We start from the raw sequence: 23,692 nt of genomic DNA, 5'->3' as shown, positions 1-23,692 counted from the left end.
GTTATTGCTGTTGCAAAGAGAATATCCGCTCCATCGCCACCCATTTTTCGCCCTGCGGCGTCCAGGGGGTAGCCACCTGGTATTTCCACATCAGGGCTTCCCAGCGCTGCACATGGGGATTGCTCAGACCGGCGGCGTCAAACTGCCCGGCATCGAACGCCGGGCTGACCTCGACGATCATGAACAGCCGGGTGCCCAGCCGGTAAATCTCCATATCCAGGATGCCGTACTCACGCAGATGGTCGGCAATTTCCGGCCAGATGCGTTGGTGGTGGCGCTGATACTCCTCAATCAGCGCCGGTGAATCGACCAGATCGAGCGCCTGGCAAAAGCGCCGCGGCAAACCCGCAGAACCGCTCATGTGATCGCCCGATCAAGATGCAAATAGCCGCCGTCCACCGACAGCCACTGCCCGGTGGTGTGCGACGACCGCGATGAGATCAAAAACACCACGGTGTTGGCGATTTCCTGCGGCGTGGTCATCCGCTGTTCGAACGGAATGCGCGCGGTAATTTTCTCAAGTTGCAGCTCCGGCTGTTCGAAGGTATTGATCCAGCGCTGATACTGCGGCGTGATCACTTCCGCCGGTACTACGGCATTCACTCGCACGCCGTCATGGCGCAGCGACACCGCCCACTCGCGCGTCAACGCCAGTACCGCTCCCTTGGCGGCGGTATAACCGCTGGTCCCGCCCTGCCCGCTGAGTGCGGTTTTGGAGGCGATGTTGACGATGGTCCCCTTGCTGCTTTGCAACGCCGGCCGGCACAGGTGCGCCATCAGATAGTAATGAATCAGGTTTTTCTCCAGCGATCCGACAAACGCCTCTCGCCCCGCCTCCAGCCCGACGCCGTCGTTCACCCCGGCGTTATTCACCAACCCGTCGAGGCGGCCGAAGGTTGCCAGGGTTTGCGCCACCGCTCGCCGGCAGTCGTTTTCTTCACAAAGATCGGTGATGATCACTTCACTCTGCGGCTGCAACCGGCGCAGCGCCGTCAGGAAATCCGCCTCCGGCTCCGCGTTGGTGACAATCACCGGAATCGCCCCTTCTTCCGCCAGCAGACGGGAAATGGCCGCGCCGATGCCGGAGCCGCCGCCGGTGACAATCACCACTTTCTCTTTCAGATACAAATCCATCACTCAACTCCGTTAATCCGTAGCTAGCCCATAGCCAGGCTGTAAACGCGGTTGGCCGTCCCGCCCCAAATTGCCGCCTGTTGTGCGGGGCTCAGCGCGGCGACGGCCTGTTCGCACAGGTGATAAACCTGGCCGTAATCGCCGGCCAGCAGGCACACCGGCCAGTCGGAGCCGAACATCAGCCGCTTCGGGCCGAATGCCTCCAGCGCCGCCTCAAAAAACGGCAGCAGCTGCTGCGCCTGCCAACCGCCGCCGGGCACTTCGGTAATCAACCCGGACAGCTTGCAGGCCACGTGGGGCAACGCCGCCAGCGGTTTGATTTGCTGCGCCCAATGCTGCGCGCCACGAGCGATATCCGGTTTGCCGAGATGATCCAGCACCAGCCAGTAATCGTCGTGCCGGGCGGCAAACTGCGCCGCAGCCGCCAGATCCCGGTGGGTGACCAGAATGTCGTAGACATAACCGTGCCGCTGCAGCGTCTGCATGCCGTGCCGCACCGCCTGCCGCTCCAGCCAGGCCGCCGGTTGCGGCTCATCCTGAACCAGATGACGCAGGCCGCGCAGCAGCGGCTGTTGGCGCAGTTCATCAAGCCGCTGCGGCAGCTGTGGCGAGGCAATGTCCAGCCATCCCACCACGCCGGATACGCCGCTGCTTTGCTGCACCTGCGCCAACAGCGTCCGGGTTTCCTGCTCGCACTGACGGGCCTGCACCACCAGCGCGCCGTCGAAACCGTGGCGTTTCAGCAGCGGTTCGAGCTGCGCCGGGCCGTAGTCCTGACGCAGCACCGCCATCTGTTCGCTAATCCACGGATACTCCTGCGGCCGATAGCGCCAGTAGTGTTGGTGAGCGTCGATGCGCAGCATGCCGTGCTCCCGCTTCAACCGCGAAACCGGTACTGTTCGATCGACGCAGGATGCATCTCGATCGAATATCCAGGGTGTTGCGGCGGCATGTAGGCCGCGCCCCGGATATCGCAAGGATGAATAAAATGTTCATGCAGGTGGTCAACGTATTCGATCACTCGCCCGTCGTGGGTGCCGGCGATGCACAGGTAATCGATCATCGACAGATGCTGCACGTATTCGCACAACCCCACGCCACCGGCATGCGGGCACACCGGCAAGTTGTATTTCGCCGCCATCAGCATCACCGCCAACACCTCGTTGACCCCACCAAGGCGGCAGGCGTCGATCTGCACCACGTCAATCGCCCCGCGCATGATGAACTGCTTGAACATAATGCGGTTCTGGCACATCTCGCCGGTGGCAACCTTGACCGGATGGATCCCTTCGCGGATGCGGCGATGCCCTTCAATGTCGTCCGGGCTGGTCGGTTCTTCGATAAACCAGGGTTTGGCGAACGCCAGGTGCTTCACCCAGGGAATGGCGTCGTTAACTTCCCACACCTGGTTGGCGTCGATCATCAGTTGGCGATCGGGGCCAATCACCTCGCGGGCGATGCGCACGCGGCGGATATCGTCTTCCAGATCGCGGCCCACTTTCAGCTTCAGGTAGGAGAAACCGGCGTCGACCGCTTCCTGGCACAACCGACGCAGCTTGTCGTCCGGGTAGCCCAGCCAGCCGGCGGAGGTGGTGTAGCACGGATAGCCTTCCTCCAGCAGCCGCGCCAGACGCTGTTCCTTACCCTCGGCCCGCTGGTTCAGCAGGTTGAGCGCCTCCTGCGGCGTAATGCAGTCGGTGATGTAACGGAAATCGATGCAACGCACCAGTTCCTCCGGCGTCATCTCCGCCACCAGCCGCCACACCGGTTTGCCCACGGATTTGGCCCACAGATCCCATACCGCATTCACCACCGCCCCGGTCGCCAGGTGAATCGCGCCCTTGTCCGGCCCAATCCAGCGCAGTTGGCTGTCGCCGGTAAAACGCCGCCAAAACGCGCCCATATCGGCGGCAATCTCCTCAAGCCGGACGCCGACAATCTGATGCTCCAGCGCGCGGATCGCTGCGCAGCAGATCTCGTTGCCGCGGCCGATGGTAAAGGTCAGCCCGTGGCCGCGCAGATCGGCGCGATCGGTCTCCAGGATCACGTACGCCGCCGAATAGTCCGGATCCGGATTCATCGCGTCGGATCCGTCCAGCCCCAGCGACGTGGGGAAACGAATATCTTCAACCCGCAGTGCGGTAATCGTCGTCATGGTGCGGCTCCCCATCAGGCCTGTACGGTTGTTTGACGCTGTTCACCCAATCCCTCGATACCCAGACGCATCGTCTGCCCGGCCTTCAGGTAGATGGGTTGCGGCTTCTGCCCCATGCCCACGCCCGGTGGCGTGCCGGTGGAGATCACGTCGCCCGGCTGCAGGCTCATAAAGCGGCTCAGGTAGCTGATGATGTGCGGAATGCGGAAGATCATGGTGCTGGTGTTGCCGTCCTGATAGCGTTTGCCGTCCACCTCCAGCCACAGGTTCAGGCGGTGAGGGTCGGCAATTTCATCGGCGGTCACCAGCCAGGGGCCGGTGGGGCCGAAGGTGTCGCACCCCTTGCCCTTGTCCCAGGTGCCGCCGCGCTCAATCTGGAATTCACGTTCGGAAACGTCGTTAATCACGCAGTAGCCGGCGACGTGACGCAGGGCATCCTGCTCACTGATATAACGCCCGCCCTGGCCGATGATCACGCCCAGCTCCACTTCCCAGTCGGTTTTGACCGAATCGCGCGGAATTTGCACGTCGTCGTTTGGCCCCACCACCGCGCTGGTCCATTTGCTGAACACTACAGGTTCGCCGGGGATCGCCGCACCGGTTTCCGCCGCGTGATCGGCGTAATTGAGGCCAATGCAGATAAACTTGCCGATGTGGCCGACGCACGGCCCCAGGCGCGGTTGCCCCTCGACCAGCGGCAGTTGGTTGATATCCAGCGCACGCAGTTTTTCCAGTGACGCCGGCAGCAGCGCCTCACCGCTGACATCGGCGATATGCTGCGAAAGGTCGCGGATCTGGCCGTTATTGTCCAACACTCCCGGGCGTTCCTGTCCTGGCGCGCCATAGCGTAAAAGTTTCATGTCATCCTCTCTGAGAAAATATGTCGGAGGGGTGGGCCAGCAGGCGTCGTGAGCGCCGGTAGTTTGAGTGAGGACAGCGCGCAGGACCCGGAGCGTACACGGAGTACGTGAGGAGTCCGAGCACTGCCCAAGCTCAAAATGGCAAGCGCAACAGCCTGATGGGCCATTCCTCAGTTGCTCCAGCCGCCGTCGATGATCTGCACCGTGCCGGTGGTATAAGAGCTGGCATCCGAAGCCAGATACAACGCCAACTGAGCGATCTCGGCGGTCGTGCCGATGCGGCCAATCGGCTGGCGGGCGACAAACGCCTGATAAACCTCTTCCTCGCTGCGCCCCTGTTCACGCGCCTGCTCGGCAATGCGCTGGCGCAACGACGGCGACTCCACCGTGCCGGGGCAGATGGCGTTACAGCGAATGCCCTGGGTAACGTAATCCGCTGCCACCGAACGCGTCAGGCCGATCACCGCCGCCTTGGTGGTGCTGTAAGCAAAGCGGTTCGGCACCCCTTTCACGCTAGAGGCGACCGAAGACATATTGATAATCGAGCCGTTTTTACGCGCCAGCATCCCGGGCAAAAAGGCGCGGATCATGCGGAACATCGCCGTCACGTTAAGCTCGTTGGCGAACGCCCACTGCTCCTCGCTGCACGCCAAAATCGACCCGCTGTGCACCACGCCTGCGCAGTTAAACAACACGTCGACTGGCCCGAGGGTCTCCGCCGCCGCAGCTATCGCGGCCGGATCGGTGACGTCAAGCGTCAGCGCCTGAATGCCGGGCAGCCCCTGCAGTTGGCCGATGTTGATATCGGTGGCGATCACTTCCGCGCCCGCCTCGGCGAACAGCCTGACGGTGCTGAAGCCGATACCCTGTCCGGCGGCGGTGATCAGCACGCGTTTCCCGGTTAAATTCATTTTCGCTCCCTTGGCCTAAAGGTCCAATGGTCAGGCCATTAAAGGCGATTAAAGGTCAGACCTTTAACATGACAAAAGACGCTTTACGCGTTATCGTTTGGTGAGAATGTTATGAGACACACTTAAAACAGCATTTTGATTAACCAACTTTTTACACTTGATTAACCATTACTCAAGCGGCTTGACTAATAACTGTGCGCTGAATCACTTAACGCTAAACAGCTCAAGGTAACCCATGCCTATCACTCGACTGGAAAACCCACGTATTTACAGACAGATAGCCGATCAACTAAAGCGGCTCATCGAAAACAACGAATTTCCCCCGGGCAGCCGCTTGCCGTCCGAGCGGGATCTGGCCCAGCAGTTACAGGTCAGCCGCGCCTCGGTACGTGAGGCGCTGATCGCGCTGGAAGTGATTGGTCTGGTCGACGTGAAAGTCGGTAACGGCGTGATCGTGCGGGCGCAGGCACCGATTTTGGCCTCGCAGGAGCCGGTGATGGCGCAAGCCGGGCGCGACCAATGGGCGGAAATCGATGATGAACTGAATATCGAGCTGGATTTTAACGCCGAGTTGCCGCCGTTCTCGCTGCTGCAAACCCGCTTGTTGATCGAACCGGAAACCGCCGCGCTGGCGGCGCGCCACGCCACCGACGACGAGTTGGCGGGTATTCGGGCGGCCTATGAGCAAAACTGCCGCGATAACCGCGCCGGATCGGCCACCCACCCCGGCGACCGGCTGTTCCACATCCGCATTGCCCAGGCCAGCGGCAACCCGGCCTATGCGTTCGTTATCGGCCACCTGCTCGGCCATCGCTACGGCAGCATGTTCCGCGTGCTGCAACGCCACTATACGCCGGACGATATGCCGCACCGTTCAGAACAGGAACACCGGGCAATTCTGGAGGCGATCGAGGCGCGTGACGTGCGCGGCGCACGCAAGGCCATGAAAGCGCATCTGGATGAAGTGATCGCCATCTTTACCCGCGCGCAATAGGCCGTTTCGGCACGGCGGGGGCAAGGGTAAAAATTTTGACGGACCGCTCTTTTTTCCACATGCAGCCGGGGCCAAGGCACATTACACTGGCAGCATATTGCCCCCTATGGCTTTCAGTTGCAGCGAGCGCAGGTAACGACACTGCGGCTTGAAAGACGACGGGTATAGGCCGCGTCAGTCACGCCACGGCCCGGGCCCTTTCCTGCAGCCTTTAACATGGATAACGATCGTTGAAGAACTCTTTCCGCGCTTCATTGCTGGCGCTGAGCCTGTGCGCCGCGCCACTGGCCGCTCACGCCGCCGACCCGCAACTGGCCTCGCAAATCGTCGACCAGTATGCCGAACACATTTTCTTCAACAGCGGCGCCACCGGTATGGCGCTGGTGGTGATTGACAACAATCAGGTGGTTAACCGCAGCTTTGGCGATACCAAGCCGGGCAATGATCTGCGCCCGCGCCCGGATTCGTTGATCCGCATCGCCTCAATCACCAAGTTGATGACCAGCGAAGTGATGGTCAAAATGGCGGCGGAAGGCCGGGTCAAGCTGACCGATCCGCTGCGAAAATACGCCCCGCCGGGTGCCTCAGTGCCGGCCTATAATTCGCGCCAGCCCATTACCCTGCTGAACCTGGCGACCCACACCAGCTCGCTGCCGCGCGAGCAACCGGGTCAAAAACCGGCGAAAACGCCGGTGTTCACCTGGCCAACCAAGGCACAGCGCTGGCAGTGGCTCGAACACGCCAACGTCACCGTGCCGCCGGGCGTGCGCGCCGCCTATTCCAACCTGGCATATGATCTGCTGGCAGATGCCTTATCGCGGGCGGCAAACAAACCCTACAGCGCCCTGTTGCGCGAAAAAATCACCGCGCCGCTCGGCATGGTCGACACCACCCTCACCCCCAGCGCCGAACAGTGCTCGCGCCTGATGGTGGCGGCTGCCGGGCCAAGCGCCTGTCGCGATACCACCGCAGCGGCCGGCAGCGGCGGGATTTATTCCACCCCGCGCGACATGCAACGCTGGATGCAACAGTTCCTCTCTTCCAACACCGCCGGCGCACGTAAATCGACGGCGGCCAGCGAACAAACCATGTACTTCCAGCGCAACGACTTGGTGTCGCTGAAAGGGATGGACGTGCCGGGTGAGGCAAGCGCGTTGGGATTGGGTTGGGTGTATATGGCACCGAAGGACGGCCTGCCGGGCATTATTCAGAAAACCGGCGGTGGCGGGGGTTTTATTACCTATATGGCGATGATCCCGCAGAAAAATATCGGCGTCTTCGTGGTGGTAACTCGCTCAGATCTGACCAAATTCACCAATATGAGCGATCCGGTTAACCGGCTGGTGGGGGATTTGGCGGCCAACAAAAGCTAGAATGTCGGGGCGAGCAGGCTCGCCCCGACAACACTCAGGCCAAAGTCATTCCGTGCATCACCGGGTGGAAGTTGCGTTTGAAGTAGATCAGGCCGTTACCGGCGGCGCTCACCAGGATCTGGCGGATCTGCACCAGATACACCTGATGGGTGCCGATGCTCTGGATCTGCGTGATCTCCCCTTCCAGGCTGGCCAGCGCATTGCGCAGGGCCGGCTGGCCCAACGGCCCGCTTTGCCACTCCTCCAGCCGGAAGCGCTCCTCCATGCTGACGTCGGTCATGCCGGCGAAATGGCGCGCCATCAGCTCCTGCTCATGGTTCAGCACGTTGACGCACAATCGCTGATTCTCCTGGAAGACCGGGTTCATCGCGCTGTTGCGGTTAATGCAAACCAGCAGCGTCGGCGGCGTATCTGTCACCGAGCAGACTGCGGTAGCGGTGATGCCGCAGCGCCCCGCCGGGCCGTCGGTAGTCACAATATTCACCGCCGCAGACAGGCTGGCCATGGCGTCGCGAAACCGCAGACGGTGTTCATTTTCCTGAGACATACACCCCTCCTCCTGAATTACTTCAGCAGATTATCCAGCTGATTTATATCGCCATTGTTATGCAGGTGCGGCACTTTCCAGCCGTGCTGATCGTAATCGGACAGGCACTTGTCGACCATCTGCATCATCTGATCCATGGTGCCGGATCCCTGCGCGTGGCGCAGACACTGCAGGCGGATCTCGTCCTGGCTGCCGGCATAGTTGATCTCATACAGCTCATGACGGCCGCCGAACTCGCTGCCGATCGCATCCCACATCAGCTTGAGGATCTTGATGCGCTCGACGTGATCCATACCGTCCGATCCGCGCACGTAACGCGCCAGGTATTTGTCGATCTCCGGGTTGTTCATGTCGCGCACGCTGGACGGCAGATAAATCAGCCCGCTGGTGACGTTCTTTTCGATGATGTGCTTCACCTTGGTGTAGGCCATCGGCGCCATCACGCGGTAGGTTTGCAAGGCGGCGGAATCCGGCAGATAGGCGCCGTTTTCCCATTTTGTGGACTCCGCGCACATCGCATCGCTCAGCGACCAGAACAGGTTGCGCCAGGCCACCACTTCGCCGAGATCGGCCTGCACGCCGCGGAACTCCAGCACGCCGGTGCAAGACAGGCTCTTTTGCAGCAGCGCGGTGATAAAGTCCATCTTCACCGCCAGGCGCACGCAGGCCTGCAGCGGGAACAGCCGGGCGAAACCGCCCTGGGTGCTCCAACGGCGACAACGATCGAAATCGCGGTAGATCAGCACGTTTTCCCAGGGGATCAATACGTGATCCATAATCAGGATCGCATCGTTCTCGTCAAAACGGCTCGAGAGCGGGTAATCGAATGGCGATCCGGTCGCGCCGGCCACCAGCTCATAGGAGGCGCGGGAGATAAGCTTCACCCCTTCGGCATCCATCGGCGCCACAAACATCAGCGCAAAGTCCGGGTTATCGCCCATCACCTGGGCGGAGCCGAAGCCGATAAAGTTGTAGTGGGTCAACGCCGAGTTGGTCGCCACCACCTTGGCGCCGCTGACGATAATGCCGGCGTCGGTCTCTTTCTCCACCTGGATATAAACGTCTTTCACTTCGTTGACCGGTTTGTGGCGGTCAATCGGCGGGTTGACGATGGCGTGGTTAAAGTACAGGCCGGTTTCCTGAATGCGTTGGTACCAATGGCGGGCGTTATCGGCGAACTGGCCATAAAACTCCGGATAAGCGCCCAGCGCGCAGCCGAAGGCCGCCTTGTAATCCGGGGTGCGCCCCATCCAGCCGTAGGTCTGGCGCGACCAGTCGGCAATGGCGTCACGCTGCTGGCGCATTTCTTCCGGGCTACGGGCGTAGCGGAAGAACTTGTGCGTATAGCCGCCGTTGCCGGTGTCGGTATTCCAGCACAAACGATCCTGGCTAACCGGATCGTGCAGCGCGTCGTACAGCTGGCCGACCGAAGCCGCCGCATTGCGGAACGCCGGGTGGGTGGTGACGTCCTTCACCCGCTCGCCGTAAATATAGATTTCGCGGCCATCCTGCAGGCTTTTCAGGTATTCGGCGCCGGTGAACGGGCGTTTGCTGTCGGCACGAAAGTCTTCTGGTTTCATTTAAGTCTTCCTCGTAATCGGCATTTTTCAGACCCTGGACTCGGTCATTTGTTAAATTCATGTTTCTTTTTGGTTGCTTAATTGAAGCTGCCAATGCCGGTTTCGAGAAGAGACTTTTGCGGCAATCGCCGGTACTTTTCCGGCGGATTGGCCGCAATGGCTGCAAATTGTGATCCAGCTTACGAAAGGGGATGCTGCGCGGCGCGGTAGGTCGAAGGCGAACAGCCTTCCAGGCGATTGAAAAAACGGGCGAAGTAGGCCGGGTCCTTGAACCCCAGGCTGTAAGCGGTCTCATGTACGGTACAGGCGCTGAACAGCAGCATACGCTTGGCTTCGCGCAGCAACCTGTCGAAGATCAGCCGTTTGGGGGGTTGGTTGGCGAAACGGCGGCACAGGTCGTTCAGCCGTGATTCGGTCACCCCCAACGCCTGCGCGTAGTCCGGTACCGACAGATGATCGCGGAAGCGTTCATCCACCATTTTGTTGAAACGCTGGAACAATTTCAGCTCGCCGCGCACCCCGCCGGTGGCGGTATCCTCCAACGCGGCATTGCGCAACAGTAGGGTAAACACCGCCTGCGCCAGCAGCGCCAGCGTCTGCTCGCGGCCGGCCAGCTGCTGGCCGAATTCACGGCGGATCAGTGCCCAATAATGGCTCAGCGCCGTCAACTCCTGCGGGGCGTCCGCCATCGACAGACAGATGCCCGGCATATCGAGCGCCAGATTGCTGCCGGGGTACAGCCGCTCCAGCAGCGGCCAAATCAGCTCCTGGCGCACCGTCAGCACGTGGCCGTCACTGACCGGCTCGGTGAAGAATGCATGCGGCACCGAGGGCGGCGTCAGGATAAACAGCGGCGCCTGCACCGAATAGTGCTGGCTATCGAGCTGCAACTCAATCTTGCCGGTCTCCAGAAAATGCACCTGGAAGAAACGGTCGTGCCAATGCACCTGCATGTCGCGGCCAAAAAACGCCGCCAGCCCGGCAAAGGTTTCGTAGTGCACTTCATCGGCGGCGTAACGCGCATCGTACTCTTTGCAGATGTCGATATTGGCGATAAAACCGGTACTTTTTTGCACATCCTCCTCCCTCAGCGATGAGATCGGTAAAATAGCCTTATTAGGCGTCATTGTCGCAGGCAGTTTGGCCATGGACAGCGCGCAGGAACCCGAGCGTACACGCAGTACGTAAGGGTTCCGAGCACTGCCCTAGGCAAAAATGGCAAGTAAAATAGCCTAATATCAGGCTTATGGCGTGGCCCGCGGACGCGAGCCCTGCATCGGAATGCGCCAGACGATCAACGCCCCGATGACCAACAGCGCCGCCACGAAATACAGCCCGGCATTAAAACTGCCGGTCAGATCCTTAAGCCAACCGATCAACAACGGGCTGACTGCCGATCCTATATTGCCGGTGGCGTTGATCACTGCGATCCCGATCGCGCGCGCTTCCAGGCTGATGGATTGATCCGGCGTGGTCCAGAAGATCGCCATCGCGGTGAAGGACCCCACCGAAGCCATGACGATCCCAAGCAGTTGAACCATGCTGTGATCGGTGGCCGAGGCCAGCAGCCAGCCGGCGGCGGCAAACAGATAGGGCAGCGCGGTATGCCGCTTGCGCTCCTGCAGGCGATCCGATCGTTTGCTCCACCACACCATGCCGGCGATGGTACAGATCTGCGGGATCGCCGCCAAAATGCCGATCACGATATTGCTGCTGCCCTGGTTGAAGCTCTGCAGGATCTGCGGCGTCCAGATGTTGATGGCGCTCAGGGTATTGGTCAGGCAAAAATAGGCCAGCGTGTACATCAATACGATCGGGGTGAACACCTCACGCCACAGGCTGCGCTGCTGCATCGCCCGCTGGCTGCGCGGCCCGTTGGGCTGCACCAGTTGCAGCTTGTCGGCGTCCATCATCGCCTTCAGGCTGGCTTTCTCTTCGTCGGTCAGCCACTTGGCCTTGGCCGGCGTATCGTCGAGATAGAACCACACCACCACGCCCAGCAACACCGAAGGAATGCCTTCCAGCAGGAACAGCCATTGCCAGCCCTTGAGGTTCATCAACCCGTCCAGCGCCAGAATGTAGCCCGAGACCAGTGAACCGATAGCCATGGTCACCGGCATGGCTATCATAAACAGCGCGTTGGCGCGGGCGCGGTAAAACGCCGGGAACCAATAGGTGAGATACACCAGAATGCCGGGCAGGAAACCGGCTTCGGTGATGCCGACGATCATGCGCAGCACATACAGGCTGGTCGGGCCGGTGGCGAACAACGTGCAGGTCGAAGCGATGCCCCACAGCACCATGATGGTAGCGATCCAGCGCCGCGCGCCGACGATCCCGAGCATGATATTGCTGGGAATGCCGAAGATCACGTAGGTGACGTAAAACAGCGTCGCCGCCAGGCCAAACATGGTCGAACTGAGGCCGAGATCCTTACCCATCGTCAGCCCGGCGAAACCGATATTGATGCGGTCGAGGAAAGAGAAAACAAACAGCACGAACAGGAAAATAATCAGTCGCCGAAACAGCTTTTTAATCACCGATTGCTCGGCGGCGGTTAACGCTTTATGTTGCTGCGCCGGGTTGACCGGCGGCAGCGAATCGACGTTGCTCATGGTAGCTCCGATTAATAAACGCCCGGGGATGGCGGTTGCGCCGGCGGCAGATCCTGTTTAAAACGGCTCGCCAGGGATTCCGCCGCACGCGCCAGCAGGGTGGTGTCCACCCCAACGGCGACAAACAGCGCGCCGGAAGCCAGGTAATGCTGCGCCAACTGCGGATTGGCCATCAGGATGCCCGGCGCTTTGCCGGCCGCGCTGATGCGCGCAATGGCGTCGTCAATGGTGCGTTGCACTTCCGGGTGCTGCGGGTTGCCGGCAAACCCCATGTCGGCGCTCAGATCCGCCGGGCCGATAAACACCCCGTCGACGCCTTCCACCTGCAGGATAGCGTCCAGATTTTTCACCGCCTCGCGGGTCTCGATCTGCACCAGCACGCACATCTGCGCATCGGCCTGCTGCAGATAATCCGGTACCCGATTCCAGCGAGAAGCTCGCGCCAGCGCACTGCCGACGCCACGTACGCCGCGCGGCGGATAACGGGTGGCTCGCACCGCCTCGCGCGCTTGTTCGGCATTCTGAATCATCGGGATCAGCAGGGTCTGCGCACCGACGTCCAGCAGCTGTTTGATGATCACCGCATCGTTCCAGGGCGGGCGCACCACCGGGTGGCTCGGGTAAGGTGCTATCGCCTGCAACTGGCCCAGCACCGTCTGCACGTTATTGGGCGCGTGTTCGCCGTCGATCAGCAACCAGTCGAAGCCGGCACCGGCCAACAGCTCCGCGCTGTAGCTGCTGCACAGCCCCAGCCACAGGCCAATCTGCGGGCGCTTTTCCTGCAATGCCCGTTTGAAATGGTTGGTTAACATTGAACCCCCTTATACGAACCGGCAGCTGATACAACCCATCGGGCCGTAATCGACGTGGAAGGTGTCGCCGCGCCGCGCCGGCACCGGCCGGGTAAAGGAACCGCCGAGGATCACCTGGCCGGCCTCCAGCTCTACGTCATACGGGAACAGTTTGTTGGCCAGCCAGGCGACGCCGTTGGCCGGGTGGTTGAGCACCGCCGCCGCCACGCCGGACTCTTCGATCACCCCGTTGCGGTACAGCAGCGCACTGATCCAACGCAGGTCCAGCGCGTCCGGTTTGATCGGCCGGCCGCCCATCACTACCCCGGCGTTGGCGGCATTATCGGAAATGGTGTCGAACACCTTGCGCGGCCGCTGGGTCTGCGGATCGACGTTATGGCTGCGTGCATCGATGATCTCCAGCGCCGGAATGACGTAATCGGTGGCGTTGTACACGTCGAACAGCGTGCAGTTCGGCCCGCGCAGCGGTTTGGCCAACACGAACGCCAGCTCCACCTCAACGCGCGGCACGATAAAACGATCGACGGGAATGTCGCTGCCGTCGTTGAAGAACATGTCGTCCAGCAGCGCGCCGAAATCCGGTTCGGTGATCTGCGAGCTGACCTGCATGGCGCGTGAGGTCAGGCCGATCTTATGGCCCTTCAGCGTACGGCCTTCTGCGATCTTCAGCGCCACCCACTGCCGCTGAATGGCATAAGCGTCCTCAAGGGTGATCTCGGGGTGATCCAGCGACAGCGCGCGGATCTGTTCGCGGCTCTGTTCCGCCTGATGCAAGCGCTGCACGGCGCGGCTAATCAGCTCTTTATCCAACATTTACGGCCCCTTACTCTTTGCGAAATAGCGCATGGACATTGTTCTGCTTGTAATTCAGCACCGGATCCAGCTCTTCCATCGTGAAAGAGAGCGCCAGATAACGCTGCGCCATCAGCGCGGCAAAGTGTTCCTTGATCAGCGCAAACAGCATTTCCCCTACCTGCTCACGGCTCTCCAGGCTGCGGCCGTGGCCGATTTTCAACGTCATGTGCACGAAGGCGTAATCCTGCTTGCCGTCGGCCATTTGCCAGGTGTCCAGCCAGATGGCGCGGCTGCGTACCCCGGCCAACGGGAAGATGCCGGTATCCGCCAGTGCCTGATTGACTTTGGCGAACAGCGCGGGAAGAGCGGCCTCTTCGCGGATGTTATTGGTGCATTCAGCATAAAAATGCGGCATGGGCGCTCCTCAGGCTTCGGTCGGCAGCGGGAACACGGCGTTAACCTGCCCGGTGCCGGAACTGGCGAACAGCGGGGTGACGAACTCCACCTTGCCGTCATAGTTGTCCCAACCCAGCAGGCCAAGCAGCATCACGGTGTCGTGCATGTTGCCTTCGCCGTAGCAGTAGTCGGCGTACTCCGGCAGCATGGCGCAAAACTCGCGGAACCGCCCTTCTTCCCACAGCTTGACCACCCGCTCGTCCATCTGCTGGTCAAACTGGCGGGTGTAGCTGTTCATGCCCTCTTCGGCGCGCTGATCGTCGATAAAGCGATGCGACAGCGAACCGCTGGCCAGCACCGCCACGGTGCCGTCGTATTTCTCGATGGCGGTTTTGATCGCCTCGCCCAGCCGGCGGCTGTCGGCAAAGTCATGCACCGTGCAGAACGCCGAGATCGACACCACCTTGAAATGCTTGTCGCCGTTCATGTAGCGCATCGGCACCAGCGTGCCGTATTCCAGCTTCAGGCTCGGGATGTCGTGCGCCTTGGCACGCACCCCCAGTTTGCAGGCTTCGTCGGCGATCATCTGGCCCAGTTCCGGGTTGCCGTCGTAGTCGTAGGCCATGTCGCGGATAAAATGCGGCAGCTCGTTGCTGGTATACAGGCCGGAGAAATGCGCGCTGCAATTGATGTGATAGGCGCTGTTCACCAGCCAGTGGGTGTCGAACACGATGATGGTGTCGACGCCCATTTCGCGGCAGCGCGCACCGATCTCTTTATGACCGTCGATCGCCGCCTGGCGGCAACCGAAGTTTTTGCCCGGAATTTCCGACAGGTACATCGACGGAACATGCGTAATCTTGGCGGCCAGAGCTAACTTGCCCATAAATCCTCCTATCCCCGTCATACTTCAAGCTGCAGGCGTGTTGGCTGCCTTTACTCACCCGAATCACTTACCTCAGTAAGCTCATCGGGACTCGCTCAGTTGCCGCCTTCCTGCAACTCGAATTATTTAGGGTATATTTTCAGTTTTAAAACACGGAGACGGTATCAACAGGCGTTATTGTCGCAGCCAATTTGCGGGCGGACAGCGCGCAAGAACCGCAGCGTACACGTAGTACGTGAGGATTCTGAGCACTGCCCAACCACAAAGTGGCAAGTAAAATAGCCTGCCTAATTTGTCTCAGACGCCCCAGCGCGGGATGGGGTGATCACCCATGGAAATACAGACGTTCTTCATCTCGGCGAACACTTCAAAGCTGTATTCCCCGCCTTCACGCCCGGTGCCGGACGCTTTCACGCCGCCGAACGGCTGGCGCAGATCGCGTACGTTTTGGGTGTTGACGAACACCATGCCCGCTTCAATATTGCGGGCCAGACGCAGCACCTTGCTCACATCCTGTGTCCAGATGTAGGACGCCAGGCCGTATTCCACGTCGTTGGCCATGCGCAGACCGTCTTCTTCCGATTTGAACGGCAGCAGGCAGGCCACCGGCCCGAAGATCTCCTCCTGCGCGATGCGCATCCGGTTGTCGACGTCCGCCAGCACCGTTGGGCGCAAGAAGTTGCCGTGGCTCAGCCCGGCCGGTTTTTCCGGGCCGCCGGCCAACAGGGTCGCCCCTTCTTCCACCCCCAGGCGGATATAGCCGGAGACTTTTTCCCAGTGCTGCGGGCTGATCAGCGCCCCCACCTGGGTGTTGGGATCTTGCGGATCGCCCACGCGCAGGCGGTTGGCACGCTCGGCGAAACGTTTGACGAATTCCGGGTAGATGCTTTCCTGAATGAAAATGCGCGAACCGGCAGTACAGCGTTCACCGTTGATCGAGAAGATGGTGAACAGCGCGGCGTCCAGCGCGCGTTCGATGTCCGCATCCTCAAAAATCAGCACCGGCGATTTGCCGCCCAGCTCCATGGAAAATTTCTTCAACCCGGCGCTCTCGATGATGCGGCGGCCGGTGGCGGTACCGCCGGTGAACGACACGGCGCGCACGTCCTTATGGCGCACCAGCGCGTCGCCGGCGGTTGCGCCGTAGCCCTGCACCACGTTGAGCACCCCGGCCGGGATGCCGGCTTCCAGCGCCAGTTCACCCAGGCGATCGGCGGTCAGCGGCGACAACTCGGACATTTTCAACACCGCAGTATTGCCCAGTGCCAGGCAGGGCGCGGTTTTCCAGGTGGCGGTCATGAAGGGCACGTTCCACGGCGACACCAGCGCGCACACCCCGACCGGCTGGATCAGCGTGTAGTTGAGCATTTTGTCGTCCACCGGGTAGGTGCGGCCGTTCATCTGCTGGCAGATTTCGGCGAAGAACTCGAAGTTATGCGAGGCTCGTGGGATCAGCACGTTTTTGGTCTGGTGGATCGGCAGGCCGGTATCGGCGGTTTCCATCTCGGCGATCTGCGGCACGTTCTCGTCAATCAGTTCGCCCAGGCGGCGCATCAGGCGTGCGCGCTCTTTCATCGGCGTATTGGCCCATTTGGGGAACGCCGCTTTGGCGGCAGCCACCGCCTGGTCGATCTCCCGTTGTCCGCCGGATGCCACTTCCGCCAGCACCTCGCCGTTGGCCGGGTTGCTGGTGGTGAAATACTCTGTGCTGGCGACGTTCTTGCCGTTGATCCAATGGTTGATGGTTTTCATCGCAGGCTTTCCTCGTAATCTTTTTCACTGATGATGTGGTTAACCAAACGGCCGATACCCTCGATTTCCACCACCACCTCGTCGCCCGGCTGCACGTCGGCCAGCCCTTTCGGCGTGCCGGTGGCGATCATGTCGCCCGGTTGCAGCGTCATAAATTCGCTCAGGTAGGCGATCAGGAACGGGATATCGAAAATCATGTCGGCGGTGCTGCCGCGCTGGCGCAGTTCGCCGTTGACGTAGGTGCTGAGCGCCAGGCGGTGCGGATCGGCGATATCATCGCGATCGACGATGTACGGCCCAATGGGCGTCAGGGTGTCGCGGCTTTTCACCCGCAGGTTCGGCCGATAGTAGTTTTCCAGATAGTCGCGGATGGCGTAGTCGTTGCACAGCGTGTAACCGGCCACATACTCCATCGCCTGTTCGCGGCTGACGTTGCGGGCGGTTTTACCGATCACTACCACCAGCTCGGCTTCGTAGTGCATATATTCCACGCCGGCTGGGCGTACCGACACCTGGCGGTGGCCGGTCAGGGTGTTCGGCGCCTTGAGGAACACCAGCGGCTCTTCCGGCGCCTTGAATTCCAGCTCGCTGGCGTGGTCGGCATAGTTGAGGCCCAGGGCAAACACCGTTCCCTGCGCCGGGGGCAGCCACTCGGTGTCCCGTTCCTGCAACACAGTGCCGTCCGGCAGGGTAACGCGTAGTTGGTCATCCACGCGGGCGTTAACAATCTGGCCATGATGGCGAATACGGGCGTGTCTCATGATAATTCTCCTGCCTGCGTCACGCGGTTGGTCAGCGTGGGTAGCCCGGCGGCGCGCACCGTCACTTCATCCCCCGGGTTGAGATCCACCCGCTGATGCGGAGTGCCAATCAGCACCGCGTCGCCCGGTTGCAGGGTAATGAAATCGCTGATGGCGGCGATCAGTTCAGGCACCGAGCGCACCAGATCGGCGGTCGACCAGCGATCCCGCTCCACGCCGTTGATTTCGGTGACGATCTCAAGCTTGCCGGTTGCTGACAGCTGGCCGATATCCCCCAGCGGACAAAAACCGTCGCGACACTTCGCCTTGATCGCCGGGCGGTAAAAGCTGCTTTCCGGCAGGCTGACGTCGTTGGCCAGCGCATAGCCCGCCAGATAATCCGCCACCCGCTCGGCCGGCACCTTACGGGCGATAGCGCCGATCACCACCGCCAGCGTAGCGCCGCTCTGCACCTTCTCACCGGCCGGGAACGGGATCGCCCCGCCGTTGGCGAGGTGGGTATTGCGCGGTTTGATAAACCACACCGGAGTCTTGGGCGGGGTGCTATAGGGCGGCTGATGGAACGCCTGATCCCAGGCGTCAATCTGGCTGCGGTGGTTCAACGCGACGGAAAATACGGTGCCTTTCATGCAAACTCCTCTCGTGACAGAACATGACAACCGGCATTCATTAATATATTAACGATTAGTTTTATACGCTGTTTAGGATTTACGCAACGCGGTTGGATTGATTTGTGATCCTGATAACAAAATATTCACAACTCAGAAAAATTAACGATACCATTCAAAGAATTAATCTTTTTTTGGCGTATTTTTACCCGCCGGCCGCTTTTTCGCTTTATCCGTCGGGGTAAAACTGGCTATTATTAAGTTATTAACAAATCAGGCTTTGTAGCGGCGCACTCTATTGTGCTCCTGGTCTCCGCAGGCTGAGCCCCTACGAAAGAAGCCGACATACCAAACACCTTGACAGTAAAGGCCAAATCTATGCATGAATCCTTAACCATTGCCCTGTTGCAGGCGCGTGAAACCGCCATGGGGTTTTTCCGCCCGATACTGAAAAGCCACAATCTGACGGAACAGCAGTGGCGCATCATCCGCGTGCTGGCCAACAACCGCTCGATTGAATTCCACGAGTTGGCGGCAGAAACCTGCATCCTGCGCCCCAGCCTGACCGGCATTTTGTCGCGCATGGAGCGCGATAAGCTGATTTTCCGCCTGAAACCGGTTAACGATCAGCGCAAGCTGTACGTTTCGCTGACCCAGCCGGGCCAGGAGCTGTACGACGTGGCGCGCCATCAGGTGGAACAGGGTTACCGTGAGATTGAAGCCGCGTTTTCGCGGCAGAAGATGGATCAACTGATGACGTTGCTGGACGAGCTGATCACCCTGGGCGACAAACTGCCGGCCAACGTGACGGCCCATCCCGCCAAGAAGTGATTCAATGAATCGGCGTCCTCAATGAACGGGCGTTGCAGCTAAATAGCTGTGTTTAATACCGCTACACCCTAAGCTTGAGGTTGGTGGGCGTCATGGCAGGTTAGCCGACCGTTGAGCGCAGGGATGCGCGATACGAGCCCCCAGGGACGGGTTCACGGCGCGTCGGCGTTCTGCATGACCCCCACCTGTAGCACTATTCGGCGCAGCTAGTTACGCCTGCAGCCAACCACGCTGCAGCGTCAAGTAAGAAGAGAATTCGCTTCCGGCAGCAGTGCGCCGCCGTCCACCACCAGCGTCTGGCCGGTGATATAGGCCGCCGCCGGCGAAGCGAGAAACACCATCGCCGCGGCGATGTCTTCCGGCTCCCCCAGCCGCCCGAGCGGCACTGCAGCCGCAATCGCCTGATTGACTGCCGCGCCGCCCAGATTGGCCATTGCCGGCGTGCGTATCATCCCCGGCTCCACGCCGTTAACCCGAATGCCCACCGGTGCCAGCTCCAGCGCCGCCGCGCGAATAAACCCGTTCACGCCGGCCTTTGAGGCTGCGTAGTGTGCCAGCCCCGGATAAGCTACCCGCGGTCCGGTCACCGACGAGGTCACCAGCACGCAGCCGCCCTGGCGGCGCATCCACGGCAGCGCCGCCTGCGCCAGAAAGAACGGTGCCATCAGATTGACGCTCAGCGTGCGTTGCAACAGCGGGGCATCAATGTCGGCAAACGGCGTCAGCGGGAAGTAGGCCGCATTGTGGACAACCACGTCCAGCCGCTGATGCTGCTCCCCCACCGCCGCGACCCGTTCGGCAATCTGCGCCGCGTCGGCCACATCGCAGGCCACGGCCTGCACCCGCCAGCCTTGCCGTTGCAAGGTCTCCGCCGCGTCCTGCGCCTTGCGCAGTTGCAGATCGGCCATCACCACCGTCGCGCCCAGGCGGGCAAAGGCGCCGACAATCGCCAGCCCGATGCCCTGGGCACCGCCGGTCACCAACACCACCTGACCGCTGAAGGCATCGGCCGCATAGGTTGCGTTCATCGGCTTATCCCCTTGGATACCGGGTGGTATTCAGCACCTGCGCATGAGCGCCCACCGCAAAATTGCTCAGTGCGCTGAAGTCGCTGCCCTGATAGCCGAGGATCTTGCCGTCGGTACGCATCGCCTGCAGATCGATCATCACCACGCCCAGCGTCGGCACGATCTTCTCGCGCCACACGAACAGGTACAGCTGCTCGGCGACTTTCACGTAATGGCAACGATCGACGTCCGCCAGCCCTTTCTCAACGCCGTCCAGACACTGCCAGGCATAGAAATTGTCGTTCAGGTAGATGTGCTCGTAACGTTCGGTCGGGCTGTAGGTGTACATATTGCGCATGCCGATCAGTTCGTCGGTGAAATGCGGCAATGCGGCGGCCGCATTATGCAGCATGCCGAAGCGGAATTCGGCGTTGACCGCCGTGAGCGGCAAGCCTTGTTCAACGCGGCTGAAAGCATCCAGCCGGGTTTGCCGTTCATCCGGCAATTGGCCGTACACCAGGGTGAAATTGCCCTGATTGCGATCGCACACCAGCGTCATGCTGGCGTTGTCTTGCGAAGGATCGAGAAAATCGATAAACAAAATACCGGAGCGAATGCTGGTGGCACGATAAGCAATACCCGTGCGCGCGCCCCAGTTCAGCCTTTGGTCGTCGGTAAAATGACACTTCAGCGTTTCGCCATCGGCAAAATGCAATGTCAGCGTGCTGCCGCTCAGCCCGAGCTGCCGTTCCAGCGTGTTGCTGTGCGGCGCAAAGCCTTCCGCCAGTGCGCCAACCTGAATAAATACCGCCTCTGTACTCATCTGATTCTCCTTAAAGGGAAGTAAAAGCCAACGTCGGCACGTCGACGATGGTAGAGCCGCCATCGGCCACCAGCGCCGCACCGGTAATGATTGACGCCTCGGCAGAGCAGAGAAAACGGCAGATACCGGCGATGTCTTCCGCACTGGCCGGCCGACGCAGCGGCACATCACGGCACACCATCCGGTAAGCCTGCTCCAGCGAGATCCGATGGGCGTCCATCAGCGGCTGCATCTCCTCGTCCGCCATCGGCGTCGTCACCCAACCGGGGCACACCGCATTGGCGCGCACCCCGAGCGGGCCATAATCGCGGGCGATGGAACGCATCAGCCCGATCAGCGCATGCTTGGCGGTGACGTAACCGCACACCTCCGGCCCGGCGGCCAGCGAGGCGATAGAGGCGACGAACAGCAGGTTGCCGCCGGTTTTCACCAGCTCAGGCAAGCAGGCGCGCGCGCTGGCGAAAGCGCTGTTGAGATTGCTGTCCAGCGCGCCTTGCCACTGCGCGTCGCTCGTGTCGGTAATGCGCCCAACCCCCATGCCGCCGGCGCAGCCGATCAGACAATCGATGCGCCCGCCCTGCCGCAAAATGGCCGGCAGCAGGATGGTATTCCAGCTTTCGCCGCTCGACGCGTCGCCCACCAGCGCCACGGCGCCGATTTCCTCGGCCAACAGCGCCAGCGGTTCGCGGCGACGGCCGATGATAAACACCCTGTCGCCCTGGGCGGCCAGCCGCCGGGCACAGGCGGCCCCCACTCCGGTGCCGCCGCCGGTAATCACCACCACTCTATTCATCCAGTTTCTCCATCAGTTGGCCGATCATCAGCAGGCTGCTCAGCAGTAACCGCCGCTGTTCCGGCTCCAGCCGCAGGTAGCGACGGCCGGCCGGCAATCGGCTGACCACTTCAGACGCGGCAAAATGTTCGATATCCAGCCGCCAACATCCGTCGGCCACCCTCAGTTGGATGCTGCGGAAATCGAGCTGCTCCAGCGTCTGGCCAATCTGCGGATAACGTTGCAAGGCCTCGATCACCCGCTGCGCCGTGGCAGTGTTCCAGGCGGCGCGATAAACCACGCCCCTGCGCCGCAACCAACCACCGGCGGTAATGCGCAGCACCAGCGGCTCCGCCAACGTGCTTGCCCCCTGCAGGCGGAAGCGATGGCTGACGATATGCGCCATAAACAGCGAGCTGACCCGTTCGCTGACCTCAATCACCGGCCCCTGCGGCAGCGTCAAGCGCAGTTGGCACGGCGCAGGACGTTCGCAGGCATAGGGCTGAAGGTTTTGCGCCAACCGAGTGAGCGTCGCCCCCGGCTGATAACCCGCCGGCTGTCGCCGCCACACACGATTAAGTGAGGGAAGTAAGCCGATCAAACTGCGCCTCCTCGTTTTCCGTTTTGGCGAAGGCGGTTTCCAGCACCTGTTCGACCGGCACCGGTTTGAACGGGTTGACCTTCTGCACGCACAGCGTCCAGAACAGCGCATAGGCGGCGGTCAGACCGATCATGATGCTGAAGGGGATATAGACGTCACGCGGGTTCATGCCCGGCGGAGTGATGTAGATAATCGCCAGCACAATGCCGACGCTGGAGACGATTTGCGGCAGCGGGAAGCACGGCGATTTGTAGGCGCGCGGCAGATCCGGCCGGCGGATACGCAGGATCACCACTGAACAAGTCACCAAAAGATAGGCCACGCCCCAGGCGCACACCGCAGCCAGCACCAGGGGAATAATGCGCTCGAGATTGCCCTGAATGACGAAGGCGTGTACGCAGGGGATCAGCACCGCCACCAGAATGCCCACCACCGGGGTTTTAAAGCGCGGGTGCAGATAAGCGAAAATGCGCGGCAGCGCGCCGTCCAGCGCCATGCCGTACAGAATGCGCGGCACCGCCGCCATCAGCGTATTAATGGTCGCCGCCCCGGCCAGCAGCAGCCCGATACCGAGCCAATATTTGCCGAACTCGCCCATCACCTGCCCGGCAAAGGCCGGGATCGCCATCGGCGTGTCCAGCAAGTGAACGCCGTTGGCGGCATCCACCACCACGTTCTCCACCTGATGACTGAGCGCGGCGCCGTAAAGCGCCATGCAGACCGCCACACCACACAGCCCCAACGACATGGCGCGCGGGATCACTCTGGCGGAGCCTTTGATCTCCGGCGCCATCGGCGTCACCAGTTCACAGCCGACAAACATAAACATCGCCATGCCGATCAGGCTGAACACCGCAAAGGGATCGCCCAGGCTCAGCGTGCTGCCGAACCAGCCTTCCAGCGGCACCGCATGCGGCGACAGCAGCCCGGCGATACCGAAGATCACCAGCGTGCTCCACATGGTGAAAGTCAGCACGATCTCCGCCTTGCCGAACGCCTCGATGCCAAACGCATTGAGCAGGCCGAACAGGATCACCAACCCGACGCCAATCATCCAGGAGGCGTTGTGGGTTGCCATCAGCGTGTTGAGGTGTTCGAAATTCACCAACGCCATGATGCCGGAGAGAATGGTTTCGGCGGTGCCGGCAAAGATATGCACAATCAGATAGGCCGACAGCGCGCCGGTAATGGCAAAAAAACGGCCCATGCCGCAGGCGATATAGTCATACACCGAGCCGGACGTCGGCAACATCGCCGCCGCCTCCGAAAAGGTGGTGAGCTGGGCTTGCATCATGATGAAGGCGATCAGCATCGCCAGCGCGAAGGTGTCGCCGCCAATACCGAAACCGCTGGTGACGGTGAGGATCACCGGACTGGCCATAATCACCCCAACCGAGCTGGCCAGCGTAGTGGGGAATCCGACCTTGCCCCGTTCAAGGTGGGCATGAAGCCGCGACGACAGGTTCATGGGTAGTTCCT

Annotated in this window: 25 protein-coding genes; 3 read left to right on the top strand and 22 right to left on the bottom strand. The window is 61.0% G+C overall.

Going from position 1 to position 23,692, the window contains the following annotated elements:
• Position 1: 1 nt before the first annotated feature.
• The 6 genes from V2S86_RS16925 to V2S86_RS16900 form a co-directional block, all read right to left on the bottom strand.
• Positions 2-361 (bottom strand): L-rhamnose mutarotase, encoded by a 360-nt coding sequence (locus V2S86_RS16925; RefSeq protein ID WP_330763403.1) that lies wholly within the window; start codon positions 359-361, stop codon positions 2-4.
• Positions 358-1,134, bottom strand: a complete 777-nt coding sequence (locus V2S86_RS16920) for an SDR family oxidoreductase (protein WP_330763402.1) — start codon at positions 1,132-1,134, stop codon at positions 358-360. The genes V2S86_RS16925 and V2S86_RS16920 overlap by 4 nt, the downstream gene beginning before the upstream one ends.
• Before the next feature lie 23 nt (positions 1,135-1,157).
• A complete protein-coding gene (locus tag V2S86_RS16915) occupies positions 1,158-1,997 on the bottom strand; it encodes an amidohydrolase family protein (RefSeq protein WP_330763401.1) in 840 nt (279 codons plus the stop codon).
• Between the two features lie 14 nt (positions 1,998-2,011).
• Positions 2,012-3,289 (bottom strand): L-fuconate dehydratase, encoded by a 1,278-nt coding sequence (locus V2S86_RS16910; protein ID WP_330763400.1) that lies wholly within the window; start codon positions 3,287-3,289, stop codon positions 2,012-2,014.
• Between the two features lie 14 nt (positions 3,290-3,303).
• Positions 3,304-4,149 (bottom strand): fumarylacetoacetate hydrolase family protein, encoded by an 846-nt coding sequence (locus V2S86_RS16905; RefSeq protein ID WP_330763399.1) that lies wholly within the window; start codon positions 4,147-4,149, stop codon positions 3,304-3,306.
• 170 nt (positions 4,150-4,319) lie between these two features.
• On the bottom strand, positions 4,320-5,060 hold the full coding sequence (locus tag V2S86_RS16900) for an SDR family oxidoreductase (protein WP_330763398.1): 741 nt from the start codon (positions 5,058-5,060) through the stop codon (positions 4,320-4,322).
• A 235-nt stretch (positions 5,061-5,295) separates the two neighbouring features.
• Here V2S86_RS16900 and V2S86_RS16895 point away from each other — a divergent pair, with 235 nt between their 5' ends.
• Entirely contained in the window at positions 5,296-6,054 is a 759-nt protein-coding gene (locus V2S86_RS16895; RefSeq protein ID WP_330763397.1) for a FadR/GntR family transcriptional regulator, read from the top strand.
• Between the two features lie 230 nt (positions 6,055-6,284).
• The gene (gene ampH, locus V2S86_RS16890) at positions 6,285-7,427 is read left to right on the top strand and encodes a D-alanyl-D-alanine-carboxypeptidase/endopeptidase AmpH (protein WP_330763396.1); all 1,143 of its coding nucleotides are present in this window, start codon (positions 6,285-6,287) and stop codon (positions 7,425-7,427) included.
• A 34-nt stretch (positions 7,428-7,461) separates the two neighbouring features.
• Here ampH and hpaC read toward each other — a convergent pair whose 3' ends face one another.
• The 11 genes from hpaC to V2S86_RS16835 form a co-directional block, all read right to left on the bottom strand.
• On the bottom strand, positions 7,462-7,974 hold the full coding sequence (hpaC, locus tag V2S86_RS16885; RefSeq protein WP_330763395.1) for a 4-hydroxyphenylacetate 3-monooxygenase, reductase component: 513 nt from the start codon (positions 7,972-7,974) through the stop codon (positions 7,462-7,464).
• 17 nt (positions 7,975-7,991) lie between these two features.
• Complete coding sequence (hpaB, locus tag V2S86_RS16880) at positions 7,992-9,554, bottom strand: 4-hydroxyphenylacetate 3-monooxygenase, oxygenase component (RefSeq protein ID WP_330763394.1); 1,563 nt, start codon at positions 9,552-9,554, stop codon at positions 7,992-7,994.
• A gap of 179 nt (positions 9,555-9,733) precedes the next feature.
• Positions 9,734-10,630 (bottom strand): 4-hydroxyphenylacetate catabolism regulatory protein HpaA, encoded by an 897-nt coding sequence (gene hpaA / locus V2S86_RS16875; protein WP_311994097.1) that lies wholly within the window; start codon positions 10,628-10,630, stop codon positions 9,734-9,736.
• 168 nt (positions 10,631-10,798) lie between these two features.
• Positions 10,799-12,169, bottom strand: a complete 1,371-nt coding sequence (gene hpaX / locus V2S86_RS16870) for a 4-hydroxyphenylacetate permease (RefSeq protein WP_330763393.1) — start codon at positions 12,167-12,169, stop codon at positions 10,799-10,801.
• 11 nt (positions 12,170-12,180) lie between these two features.
• On the bottom strand, positions 12,181-12,981 hold the full coding sequence (gene hpaI, locus V2S86_RS16865; protein ID WP_330763392.1) for a 4-hydroxy-2-oxoheptanedioate aldolase: 801 nt from the start codon (positions 12,979-12,981) through the stop codon (positions 12,181-12,183).
• Positions 12,982-12,990: 9 nt separating this feature from the next.
• On the bottom strand, positions 12,991-13,794 hold the full coding sequence (hpaH, locus tag V2S86_RS16860; protein WP_004949866.1) for a 2-oxo-hept-4-ene-1,7-dioate hydratase: 804 nt from the start codon (positions 13,792-13,794) through the stop codon (positions 12,991-12,993).
• Between the two features lie 10 nt (positions 13,795-13,804).
• The gene (locus V2S86_RS16855) at positions 13,805-14,191 is read right to left on the bottom strand and encodes a 5-carboxymethyl-2-hydroxymuconate Delta-isomerase (protein ID WP_330763391.1); all 387 of its coding nucleotides are present in this window, start codon (positions 14,189-14,191) and stop codon (positions 13,805-13,807) included.
• A 9-nt stretch (positions 14,192-14,200) separates the two neighbouring features.
• Positions 14,201-15,058, bottom strand: coding sequence for a 3,4-dihydroxyphenylacetate 2,3-dioxygenase (gene hpaD / locus V2S86_RS16850; RefSeq protein WP_330763390.1), 858 nt, complete (start codon positions 15,056-15,058; stop codon positions 14,201-14,203).
• Positions 15,059-15,355: 297 nt separating this feature from the next.
• Complete coding sequence (gene hpaE, locus V2S86_RS16845) at positions 15,356-16,810, bottom strand: 5-carboxymethyl-2-hydroxymuconate semialdehyde dehydrogenase (protein WP_330763389.1); 1,455 nt, start codon at positions 16,808-16,810, stop codon at positions 15,356-15,358.
• Entirely contained in the window at positions 16,807-17,571 is a 765-nt protein-coding gene (locus V2S86_RS16840) for a fumarylacetoacetate hydrolase family protein (protein ID WP_330763388.1), read from the bottom strand. The genes hpaE and V2S86_RS16840 overlap by 4 nt, the downstream gene beginning before the upstream one ends.
• Positions 17,568-18,200, bottom strand: coding sequence for a fumarylacetoacetate hydrolase family protein (locus V2S86_RS16835; RefSeq protein ID WP_330763387.1), 633 nt, complete (start codon positions 18,198-18,200; stop codon positions 17,568-17,570). Before V2S86_RS16835 ends, V2S86_RS16840 begins: the two co-directional genes overlap by 4 nt.
• 357 nt (positions 18,201-18,557) lie before the next feature.
• Between V2S86_RS16835 and hpaR the strand changes: the two genes are divergently transcribed.
• On the top strand, positions 18,558-19,010 hold the full coding sequence (gene hpaR / locus V2S86_RS16830; RefSeq protein WP_330763386.1) for a homoprotocatechuate degradation operon regulator HpaR: 453 nt from the start codon (positions 18,558-18,560) through the stop codon (positions 19,008-19,010).
• A 239-nt stretch (positions 19,011-19,249) separates the two neighbouring features.
• Here the strand turns inward: hpaR and V2S86_RS16825 are convergent, their stop codons facing one another.
• From V2S86_RS16825 to V2S86_RS16805, 5 genes are read right to left on the bottom strand one after another with little or no spacing between them, the layout of a single operon-like run.
• Entirely contained in the window at positions 19,250-20,038 is a 789-nt protein-coding gene (locus tag V2S86_RS16825) for an SDR family oxidoreductase (RefSeq protein WP_330763385.1), read from the bottom strand.
• A gap of 4 nt (positions 20,039-20,042) precedes the next feature.
• Positions 20,043-20,840 (bottom strand): MoaF C-terminal domain-containing protein, encoded by a 798-nt coding sequence (locus tag V2S86_RS16820; protein ID WP_330763383.1) that lies wholly within the window; start codon positions 20,838-20,840, stop codon positions 20,043-20,045.
• 10 nt (positions 20,841-20,850) lie between these two features.
• A complete protein-coding gene (locus V2S86_RS16815) occupies positions 20,851-21,633 on the bottom strand; it encodes an SDR family NAD(P)-dependent oxidoreductase (protein WP_330763382.1) in 783 nt (260 codons plus the stop codon).
• Positions 21,626-22,213: a DUF3156 family protein gene (locus tag V2S86_RS16810; RefSeq protein WP_330763381.1), complete on the bottom strand. Its 588-nt coding sequence runs from the start codon at positions 22,211-22,213 to the stop codon at positions 21,626-21,628. Before V2S86_RS16810 ends, V2S86_RS16815 begins: the two co-directional genes overlap by 8 nt.
• Positions 22,188-23,681: an APC family permease gene (locus tag V2S86_RS16805; protein WP_330763380.1), complete on the bottom strand. Its 1,494-nt coding sequence runs from the start codon at positions 23,679-23,681 to the stop codon at positions 22,188-22,190. The genes V2S86_RS16810 and V2S86_RS16805 overlap by 26 nt, the downstream gene beginning before the upstream one ends.
• Positions 23,682-23,692: the final 11 nt, after the last annotated feature.

Origin of the sequence: Serratia sp. C2(1) (assembly GCF_036352655.1) — a bacterium.
In the GTDB taxonomy this organism is placed as follows: Bacteria; Pseudomonadota; Gammaproteobacteria; order Enterobacterales; family Enterobacteriaceae; genus Serratia; species Serratia inhibens.
Note: the sequence above shows the minus strand (reverse complement) of the source record. Positions and strands in the feature narration are given on the sequence as shown.